A 10,633-nucleotide genomic window follows, 5' to 3' on the forward strand; every position below is an offset into this window, starting at 1 on the left:
TGAAGGTAAAGGGGGGGCAATGGTGAAAAGTAAAATTAATTTAGATGCGCTTAATTGGAAGAAGATATTAATTATCCTGATTGTTATAATGGTTATCATAGCTGCTGTATATGCTGTGAAATACTTTGTAAAGGATGATGATAACGTGTCTTTTGAAGTATTAAGCGAGGAAATGATTCCACAAAAAATTCAAGATATCCTACCAAGATACAAAACTTTAGAAAGAGCTTTAGCTTGTAAAATAGATGGAGAAATATATGTAATTGTAACAAGAGGAGAAAAGCCTACTGGCGGATATACGGTTGAGATAGATCGGATAGAACTAGTAGATGAAGATAATAAAACAAGAATGGTTGTTTATACAACATTTGAAGATCCAAAACCAGGAGATATTGTTACCCAAGTTATTACATACCCTTATGTTGCAGTAAAGACAGAGTTAAAAGAATTGCCTGATAAAATTGAGCTAAAAGTAAAATATGACGATTGATGTATAAATTGGCAATGGTCTGTATTCTTGAATACAGGCCATTGCCATTATTTACATAGATGATTTTAAAGAATTTTGTCGAATAGTTATAAAGGTTAACATAATCAATATAGGAGGTTTATAAAATGAAATTTAAAAAGCTATTTATTTCTAGCATTTTAGGAACGAGTTTATTTTTAGGGAGTATGGGTATTTCTTATGGACAAAATTTAACATATACAGTACAGAGTGGAGATGTATTTTGGAAGATTGCTCAAAAATATAATGTATCTACAAAAGCTTTAATGGAAGCAAATAATGCTGATGAAAATACCATTATATATCCAGGACAGAGTTTGATTATTCCTAGTAATGAAAAAATTCATATTGTAAAGCCTGGAGATACTTATTGGATTATTAGTCAAAAATATGGGGTTAGTTTTAAGGAACTACTTAAATACAATGGAGCAGATGAAAACACATACTTAGATATTGGACAAGCAGTAAAGATCCCTTCAGATTCTCAAAAACCATATGTTACTTATATTACCCATACAGTAAAGAATGGAGATGATTTTTGGAAGTTATCACTTCAATATGGGATTCCTATGTATGAGCTTTTAGAAGTAAATGGAATGGATGAAAATACATGGTTGACTATTGGACAAAAGATCAGAATACCTGTTCACCATGTTCCTATAAAACCAACACCTGCAAATAAATATGGAGAGTATTTGGATTGGTGGACAGAAGCACAATACGTTTTACCTATTGGTGCAAAATTTACATTAGTTGATTTTGAAACAGGAAAAAGATGGAATATGAAAAGGACTATTGGTGCAAATCATGCAGATTGTGAACCTTTAACAAAAATAGATGCTGCTATTATGAAAGGAGTATGGGGTGGACAATTTAGTTGGGAGAGAAGAGCTGTAATAGTTGAATATAATGGAAGAAAAATTGCAGCATCTGCAGCGTCTATGCCTCATAGTATTCAATATATTAATGATAATAATTTTAATGGACATATGGATGTTCATTTTGCAAATAGTACAAGACATAAGGATGGCAAAATTGATTGGGAACATCAAAAAAATATTAAGATAGCAGCAGGGATAAAATAAAAGAAACGCTCCTATGAAATGGAGTGTTTTTTTTTATGAAAAAATTTAATTTTTATATGCATACATAAGAGGGTATATAAAAATTAAAACTAAGATGAGGAGGTATGATAGATGTTGGAAAATTATAAAGTACCAGTAGAAAAATTAAAAAATAAATGTGATATAAGTTGCTTTGATTTTGAGACGACTCTAGATTTATACCCTCTACAAGGAATTATTGGACAAAAGAGGGCGGCAGAGGCATTAGAATTTGGCTTAGATATTAAGAAAAAGGGATATAATATATTTGTATCTGGTCAAAGTGGTACGGGAAGAAATAGCTATACACAATCTATTACAGAGAAAAAAGCTGAAACAAAGGAAACCCCAGACGATTGGCTTTATGTTCACAATTTCAAAAATCCTGATAGTCCAATTGCACTAAATGTAAAGAGTGGTATGGGAAAAGTCTTAAAAAAAGAAATAGAAAATATGATTGAGTTGTTTAAAAAAGAAATTCCAAAAGTTTTTACTAGTAAAGAATATGAGAATCAAAAGAGTGTTTTAATTCAGCAATTTCAAAATTATACTCAAGAAACAATTAATCATTTAAATGAAATAGCAAAAGAATATGGTTTTATATTTGATCAAACGGATCGGGGATTAATCAGTATTCCATTAAAAGAAGGACATCCTATGAGTGAAGAGGAATACAGAAGTCTTGGTCCTGATGAAATAGAAGAATTAAGAAAAAATTCTGCTAAATTGAGTTTAGAAACCATTGAAATTTTTAATAAGCTTAGAAGCTTAGAGGAGGAATATAGAGAAAATTTAAAGAAATTAGATGAAAAAATGGTTCTTGATATAGTTAATTTTAATATTAATGGATTACAAAAGAAATTTACAAATAATGAATGTGTCATAAAGTATTTGGATTCGTTAAAAGGAGATATTATAGAGCATATAAGTAAGTTTAAAACAGATAAGAACCAAGAAATGAGTAACCCTTTTGCAATGCTTCAGATGCGGTCTTCAGAAGCTTTCTTTGATAGGTATAAAGTGAATTTATTTATTGATAATAGTGATAAAAAAGGTGCACCTATTATTAATGAAACAAATCCAAGTTATTATAATTTAATTGGTAGAGTAGAATATAAAAATGAATTAGGTGTTATGAAAACAGACTTTACACAAATAAAACCAGGAGCCCTTCATCAAGCTAATGGAGGATATTTAATCCTACAAGCAAAGGATCTACTTACAAATCCTTTTGCATGGAATGCCCTAAAGCGTACATTAAAAATAAATCAAATAGTAATTGAAGGCTTAGATAAACAGGTTGGTTATGTTGTAACATCTACTCTAAAGCCTCAGCCAATTCCACTAGATATAAAAGTTATTATTATTGGAGATCCATATACCTATTCTCTTCTTTATAATTATGATGAAGATTTTAAAAAGCTATTTAAAATTATGGCAGATTTTGATATTGAAATGGATAGAAATGAAGAAAATGTTTATAAAATGGCTAGATTTATTGCTGCTCATTGTGAAAAAGAAGGCTTGAAGCATTTTGAAAAAAGTGCTGTAGGAAGAATTATTGAATATAGCTCAAGACTTGCAGATAATCAAACTAAGCTAAGCTCTAGATTTAATCAAGTAGTAGAAATTTTATATGAAGCAGATCGCTTCGCAGAAATGATGGATGAAGATGTTGTGAAGCTAGAGCATGTTGAAAAAGCTATTCTTCAAAAGGTATATAGAAATAACAAATATGAAGAAAAAATATTAGAGATGTTTGATGAGGGTACTCTATTATTAGATGTAGATGGAGAAAAGGTTGGAGAAATCAATGGACTTGCTGTTACAGGTACAGGAGAATATTCTTTTGGAAAGCCAAGTAAAATTACAGTTGCTACCTACAGAGGAAAAGCTGGAATAATTAATATAGAAAGAGAAGTGAAAAAAAGTGGAAGCATTCATGATAAAGGGGTATTAATTTTAAATGGATATATAGGAGAAAAATTTGCACAAAAAAAACCTTTATCATTATCAGCAAGTATTGTGTTTGAACAATTATATTCAGGAGTTGATGGAGATAGTGCATCAAGTACAGAGTTATATGCACTTCTTTCAAGCCTTTCAGGAGTACCTATAAAGCAATATATTGCTGTAACAGGTTCTGTTAACCAAAGAGGAGAGATTCAGCCTATAGGAGGCGTGAATGAAAAAATAGAAGGATTTTTTAAGGTATGTAAATTAAAAGGAATTACAGGAAAACAAGGGGTAATGATTCCTCATCAAAATGTAAAAAATTTAATGCTAAGTGATGAAGTTATAAAAGCTGTAGAAAATGGAATGTTCCATATATATGCCATTAAAACAATTGAAGAAGGAATTGAAATTTTGACTGGAAAAGAAGCAGGCACAAAAAATGAAGATGGAGATTATACAAAGGGAAGTGTATTTTATCTTGTAAGTAAAAAGCTAGAAGAGTTTGCAAAGGATGAGGAAAAAGACAGTAAATAATTTCTAAAATGAAAAGTAATAGAGTTACTTGCTCTATTGCTTTTCATTTTGATTGATATTGTTATGGATTAGGATTAAAATTAACATTAAAACAATAGAAATACAACCTAAAAATTTTTTAGATAAAATAACATATTCCTTATTTGCATGAAAATATTTTTGTTTCTGTAATAATATAATCAACTGGTTTGTCAAAAGAATCATTAGGAATGTTATCTATTATTTGTAGATCAAATGCAAGGGCAATGGATAAAACATTTTTTGAAATTTTATCCAAGAATCGGTCGTAATATCCTCCTCCATATCCTATCCTATACCCCCTAGGATCAAAAGCAACGCCGGGTACAATTATTAAGTCAACTATTTCAGGATTTACTTTTCTTATGTATTCTTTCTTTGGTTCTAAGATTCCATAAGTTCCCTTAACAAGTTCTTTTTTTGGGTCTAATAATTGAGATAGAATCATTTCTCTTGTTTTTGGAATACTAATAGGAATTAGTACATTTTTGTTTTCTTCAAGCAAATCATCAATTATTTTATTAGTTTTTACTTCATTTCTAAAGTCTAAGTAAACCATGACATTTTCTGCATTTTGGTATGATGGAAATGTTTTTAACTTGTGAAATATTTTATCGCTTTTTCTAGTGATTTCATTACTAGAGAGTGCTTTTCTTTTTTTGAGTATTTCTTCTCGAATTATTTTTTTCATCTTATCAACTCCTCAAAAGGATTATAGATAATCAACTTAAAAATAAAATATAAAAAGAACGTTCATTCCAGATAATTTTTGAAAAAACTAAACTTCAAATTTCATGAAAAAATACTAAACCTTCAGAACTCACCTTTGTTCAAACATTGAAGGTTTTTAACGTATTTTTTCATTTACTTATCTTTTTATTATTCTATTTTAAAATAATATATCCTTTATAAAAATTTTTGATGTATGAGCGTTATTTTTCAATTCATTTTTAATATAATTATGGGATTTTTTGAAGAAATAAGATAAAATTACTAGAAATTCATGATAAAATTATAGAGGAAATTAGGTAAAAATGTAGAACTATACAAATGCTAGGAGTTGATATAATTGATAAATTTTATTAATGTAACAAAACAGTATGCAAAGGGTGCAATAGCACTTTCGAATATAAATATTAAAATAGACAAGGGAGATTTTGCTTTTATTGTAGGGCCTAGTGGGGCTGGAAAATCTACTTTTATTAAATTATTGTTAAAAGAGATAGAGCCAACAAAAGGGAAAATAATTATAGATGGAATAGATATTACTAAATTGAGCTTAAGAAAAATTCCATATTTAAGAAGAAAAATGGGGGTTGTTTTTCAAGATTTTAGACTTCTTCCAAATAAAACAGTTTATGAGAATGTAGCTTTTGCTATGGAGATTATTGAAGCAAGTCCAAAGGAAATAAGAAGACAAGTGCCGACTATTTTGGCTATGGTTGGGTTAAGTAATAAAGCGAAGATGTATCCTAATCAGCTTTCTGGGGGAGAACAGCAGAGGGTATCTATTGCAAGAGCTATTGTAAATAATCCAGCTGTTTTAATTGCTGATGAGCCTACTGGAAATTTAGATCCAGATACAGCATGGGAGATTATGAAGCTTATGAAGCAAATTAACAGAAGAGGTACGACTATTGTTATGGCTACACATGCTAAAGAAATAGTAGATTTGATGCAGCAGAGAGTTATTGCAATAGAAGGAGGAAGAATTGTTCGAGACGATAAGAAGGGTGTGTATGGCTATGAGGACTAGAACATTTACCTATATAATAAAGGAAGGATTTAAAGGACTTTGGAGAAATCGAATTATGGGGGTGGCATCAGTTGCTTCTATTGCTTCTGTATTAATCATTTTAGGAATCGTATTTATGATTGTGCTAAATATAAGTAATGTTGCTGATATGGCAAAGGAACAGTTTGATTCTATACAATTGTATTTAAATGATGAATTAAAGAATGATCAAATAAATACTATGGGGCAACTAATTAAGAAAGTAGATGGAGTTGAGAAAGTATACTTCTTATCAAAGGAAGAAGCTTTGGAAAATATGAAGGAAAAGTGGGGGGAAAATGGATATCTTTTAGAAGGATTAGAAAAAAATCCACTTCCTAATTCATATGTAATAAAACTTAAAGATATTGCTTATGCAGATGATGTTATTAGCCATATAAAAGGTCTTTCTGGAATTGAAGAGATTAAATATTATAACAATATTATTGAAAAACTCCTTAAGATTACAAATTTTATTCATATAGCAGGAATAACCATTATTGGGATTTTGATACTCATTTCTATGTTTGTAGTTGGTAATACTATTAAACTTACAGTAATTGCAAGAAAAAGAGAAATTAATATCATGAAATATGTAGGAGCAACTAATTGGTTTATTCGATGGCCTTTTTTAGTAGAGGGAATGGTACTTGGTCTATTTGGATCAATAATTGCACTTTTAATCACTGGATTTGGTTATCAACATGTTTTTAATTTAGTTACACAAAAATTGTATGTTATGATTTCAGCCTATATTATTCCAGCACCTGTAATTATTGAAAACTTATCTGTTATTTTTATTGTATTAGGTACAGGGATAGGTGCTTTAGGAAGCATATTTTCTATGAGAAAGTTTCTAAAGGTATAAACGGTTTGGGGGGACAAAGGGATGGAAAAATCTTACAAAAGATTTAACCTTGTTTTTATGCTTATAGTAGCTTTATTTGTTACTCAAATTACTTTTGCACAAGATGTGAGTAGTGAGAAGAAAAAGCTTAACCAAGTCAATAATCAGATAAAAAATGTTAAGAATAAATTAAATAAAAACAAAAAGGAACAGAAGAATGTTTCTGCTAAAATAAAAGAATTAGACAGAAAAATTGACAAAGCAGAAAGAGAAATAACACAAATCAATAACGAAATTGCTATCACGAAAAAAAAGATTGATACAACAAAAAAAGAATTAGAAAAAGCAGAGAGAAACATTGATGAAAAAAATGGTATATTAAACGCAAGATTAAGGGTTATGTATAAGAATGGAAATGTTGGGTATGCAGAGGTTTTATTAGATTCGGAGAGCATTTTAGATTTTTTATCTAATTTAGATATGATAAAAAAAATTTTCCAACAGGATATGGAGCTATTAGCTTATATGAAAGATAAAAGAGAAGAAATTGATACAAAGAAAAAGACATTAGAAAGTCATAAAAGCAGAATGCTTGCAATGATCAAAAATATGGAAGTCAAGCAAAAGGAATTAGAGATAAGCAGGGGTGAGATGAATAGAATCAAGCAACAATTACAAAAAGATAGCAAGCAGCTTGAAGCACAGATAGATGAACTAAATGCATATGCAGAAAAGATCGCAGAACAAATTAGAAGAAAACAATCAAGTGGGAAGTATACAGGAGGAAAACTTGCTTGGCCAGCTCCAGGATATAAACGAATTACCTCGCCATATGGATATAGAATACATCCGATTCTTAAAAGGAAGAAATTACATACAGGAATTGATATTGCTGTTCCAAAAGGAGGAAAGATTGTAGCAGCAGGAGATGGAAAGGTTATTCATGCAAACTGGCTAGGAGGATATGGAAAAGTAGTAATGATTGACCATGGTGGTGGTATTGTAACATTATATGCTCATAATTCAAAATTACTTGTTAAGGAAGGACAAAGAGTTAAAAAAGGACAGGCAATTTCAAGAGCAGGTAGCACAGGTATGTCTACTGGGCCCCATCTACACTTTGAGGTAAGAAAAAATGGAAAATATACAGACCCAATTCCTTGGGTAAAATAGGAAAATTGAATAAGTTTTTAATAAAAAGGAAATCCTAAACAAGGATTTCTTTTTTTTGCGAATATTTATTAGTGCTATTGAATATAATAATTAACATGTCTTAGGGATTTATGAAATATATGTAAATATCAATATTAAAAAAAGAAATATAAAGATACGTGAATACTGTGGTTAAAAATCTTTATAAATATAAAATGTTTTGAGAAAAGGAGTGGTTCTATGAAAGCAGTAATTATGGCAGGTGGAACAGGAACGAGATTAAGACCTCTTACCTGTGATATTCCAAAACCTATGGTTCCAATTCTCAATAAACCTGTAATGGAATATTCAATTGAACTATTGAAAAGATATGGTATAAAAGATATAGCGGTTACAATGGCTTATCTACCTTCAGTAATAACTGATTATTTTGAAGATGGACGAGAATGGGGAGTCAATCTAAATTATTTTATTGAAGATGTACCGTTAGGAACAGGGGGAAGTGTAAAAAATGCAGATAGTTTTTTAAATGATACTTTTATAGTAATAAGTGGAGATGCCTTGACAGATTTAAATCTTCAAAAGGCTATTGATTATCATAGAAAGAAAAAATCAAAAGCAACTCTCGTACTAAAAAAAGAAGCTGTTCCTTTAGAGTATGGTGTTATTATTACAGATGATGATGGAAAAATCATTAGATTCTTAGAAAAGCCTAGTTGGGGAGAAGTATTTAGTGATACGGTAAATACAGGAATCTACATACTTGAACCAGAAGTTTTAGATTACTATAAAAAAGGAGAAAATTTTGATTTTAGCAAAGACCTTTTCCCAAGACTATTAAAGGATGAAATTCCTATGTATGGTTATATTACAAATGATTATTGGAACGATATTGGAGATTTAGATTCTTATATGAAGACTCAATTTGATTTATTAGATGGGAAAGTAGACTTTTTAGTAAATTGTAATCAGATAAAAGAAGGAATATGGGTAGATGAAGGAACAAAATTAGGAGAAAATGTCAATTTAAAAGCCCCTGTTTATATAGGAAAGAATTGTATTATTAATAATTCTGTTAATATAGCTCCTTATACTATTATTGGAGAAAATTGTGAAATAGGAGGAAAATCTGTTTTAAAGAGAAGCATATTGTGGAAAAATATAAGAATTGGTAAAGATACTCATTTGAGCGGAACGACAATATGCAGTAATACTCATATTAAAAACAAGGTAAATATATATGAGCATACAGCCATAGGAAGCGGAAGTATTTTATCGGATGGGGTAGTTGTAAAACCAAATATAAAAATTTGGCCAGAAAAAAGGATTGGCGAAGAAATGATTGTAAATGAAAATCTTGTATGGGGAACAAAGCGGTCAAAAACTATATTTGGATATAAGGATATATCAGGAGATATAAATATTGATATTACTCCAGAATTTGCTTCACGTTTAGGTTCAGCTTATGCATCTAGTTTTAAAGATGAAGCTACCCTTGTGGTTAGCAGTGATAAATCTAATGCTTGTGATCTTATAAAAAATTCTTTTATATCTGGTATTCTTTCAACAGGTGCCAGTGTTATTCATATAAAAGGTGCTACAATGTCAATGAATCGATTTGCAGTAAGGCATTATAATGCAAATGGTGGTATTCACATTGGAATAGATCCATTTAAAAAGAATCAGGCTCATATTGAATTTGTAGATAAAAATGGTGCAAATATAGATAGAAATACAGAAAGAAAGATAGAGAATTTATTAAATAGGGATGATTTTCCAAAAGATGTAGTGCAGAAAGGGTAAAAAGCATTGTAGAAGTGGATAATTTTTCATCATTATATATTCAAAATGGTGTTAAGACAATGAAAAATTTATCAAAAATTAGAAGAAATAGCCCAAAAATAATTTTAAGCGCTAGATCTAAAAATGTTTTGGATTTATCTTCAGAGTTTTTAGGATATATGGGATGTCAAGTACAGTGCGAATATGTTTTTGATAAGCATGAGAATATAGATGCACATATAGATTATGTATCTAAACAAGTAAAAAAGAATAAAGGACATATAGGAATGGTTATAAGCAGTAATGGGGAAAAACTTATTTTAATTGATGAAAAGGGTAGAATTATTGACCAAGATATGTATATGGTGCTTGCAGCACTTATCTCACTAAAGGCAGGTGCAAATCAAAAAATTGTTGCACCTTATACAGCACCTAGAATTATTGATCAGATAGCTCAAGCTTATAAGGCTTATGTAGTAAGAACAAAAACGAATCAAGCAGCTATTATGAATGAAATGTTAGATGGTGAGCATGATGATATGTATTTGCAATATATTCTTAATTATGATGGAGTTTGGGCAGCAGGGAAAATTATTGATTTTATGATGGGGAAAGATTTAAATTTGAGCAGTTTAGTAGATGAAATTCCAAATTTTCACCTTGTAAAAAAGGAAATTGAATGTGACTGGAAAGAAAAAGGAAGAGTAATTAAAGAGATTATTGTCAATCATAGAGATAGAAAAATGGAGTTGTTTGAAGGAGTAAAGATTCTTGATGATAAAGGATGGGCTTTAATACTTCCAGACAGTGAAAGACCTGTGTTTAATGTTTATACAGAAGGATTTTCACAAGAATACGCACAGGAGCTTTCAACGCAATTCAGTCAAAAAGTAGAAGCTATATTAAAAAATAATAAAGGGCAGTAAATTTGCCCTTTATTAAATAAAATACAGATGGAG

9 protein-coding genes are annotated in these 10,633 nt (G+C 29.9%); 8 read left to right on the top strand and 1 reads right to left on the bottom strand.

Annotated features, from left to right (window positions below; genetic code table 11):
• The first annotated feature begins 22 nt into the window (after nt 1-22).
• The 3 genes from FQB35_RS03320 to FQB35_RS03330 all read left to right on the top strand — a co-directional run bounded on the left by FQB35_RS03320 (nt 23) and on the right by FQB35_RS03330 (nt 4,101).
• Nucleotides 23-490, top strand: a complete 468-nt coding sequence (locus FQB35_RS03320; RefSeq protein ID WP_231701844.1) for a protease complex subunit PrcB family protein — start codon at nt 23-25, stop codon at nt 488-490.
• A 125-nt stretch (nt 491-615) separates the two neighbouring features.
• Nucleotides 616-1,593 (top strand): LysM peptidoglycan-binding domain-containing protein, encoded by a 978-nt coding sequence (locus FQB35_RS03325; RefSeq protein WP_148808638.1) that lies wholly within the window; start codon nt 616-618, stop codon nt 1,591-1,593.
• A gap of 111 nt (nt 1,594-1,704) precedes the next feature.
• Nucleotides 1,705-4,101, top strand: a complete 2,397-nt coding sequence (locus FQB35_RS03330; protein ID WP_148808639.1) for a Lon protease family protein — start codon at nt 1,705-1,707, stop codon at nt 4,099-4,101.
• A 139-nt stretch (nt 4,102-4,240) separates the two neighbouring features.
• Here the strand turns inward: FQB35_RS03330 and FQB35_RS03335 are convergent, their stop codons facing one another.
• Nucleotides 4,241-4,810 (bottom strand): 5-formyltetrahydrofolate cyclo-ligase, encoded by a 570-nt coding sequence (locus FQB35_RS03335; RefSeq protein ID WP_148808640.1) that lies wholly within the window; start codon nt 4,808-4,810, stop codon nt 4,241-4,243.
• 378 nt (nt 4,811-5,188) lie between these two features.
• Between FQB35_RS03335 and ftsE the strand changes: the two genes are divergently transcribed.
• The 5 genes from ftsE (at nt 5,189) to FQB35_RS16130 (ending at nt 10,600) form a co-directional block, all read left to right on the top strand.
• On the top strand, nt 5,189-5,875 hold the full coding sequence (ftsE, locus tag FQB35_RS03340; RefSeq protein ID WP_148808641.1) for a cell division ATP-binding protein FtsE: 687 nt from the start codon (nt 5,189-5,191) through the stop codon (nt 5,873-5,875).
• Complete coding sequence (ftsX, locus tag FQB35_RS03345; protein ID WP_231701845.1) at nt 5,859-6,761, top strand: permease-like cell division protein FtsX; 903 nt, start codon at nt 5,859-5,861, stop codon at nt 6,759-6,761. The genes ftsE and ftsX overlap by 17 nt, the downstream gene beginning before the upstream one ends.
• A 21-nt stretch (nt 6,762-6,782) precedes the next feature.
• A complete protein-coding gene (locus tag FQB35_RS03350) occupies nt 6,783-7,913 on the top strand; it encodes a murein hydrolase activator EnvC family protein (RefSeq protein ID WP_148808642.1) in 1,131 nt (376 codons plus the stop codon).
• A 219-nt stretch (nt 7,914-8,132) separates the two neighbouring features.
• Nucleotides 8,133-9,695, top strand: coding sequence for a sugar phosphate nucleotidyltransferase (locus FQB35_RS16125; RefSeq protein WP_231701846.1), 1,563 nt, complete (start codon nt 8,133-8,135; stop codon nt 9,693-9,695).
• 59 nt (nt 9,696-9,754) lie between these two features.
• Entirely contained in the window at nt 9,755-10,600 is an 846-nt protein-coding gene (locus FQB35_RS16130; RefSeq protein ID WP_231701847.1) for a phosphohexomutase domain-containing protein, read from the top strand.
• The last annotated feature ends 33 nt before the right edge of the window (nt 10,601-10,633 follow it).

It is taken from the genome of Crassaminicella thermophila (genome assembly GCF_008152325.1).
GTDB classification, from domain to species: Bacteria; Bacillota; Clostridia; order Peptostreptococcales; family Thermotaleaceae; genus Crassaminicella_A; species Crassaminicella_A thermophila.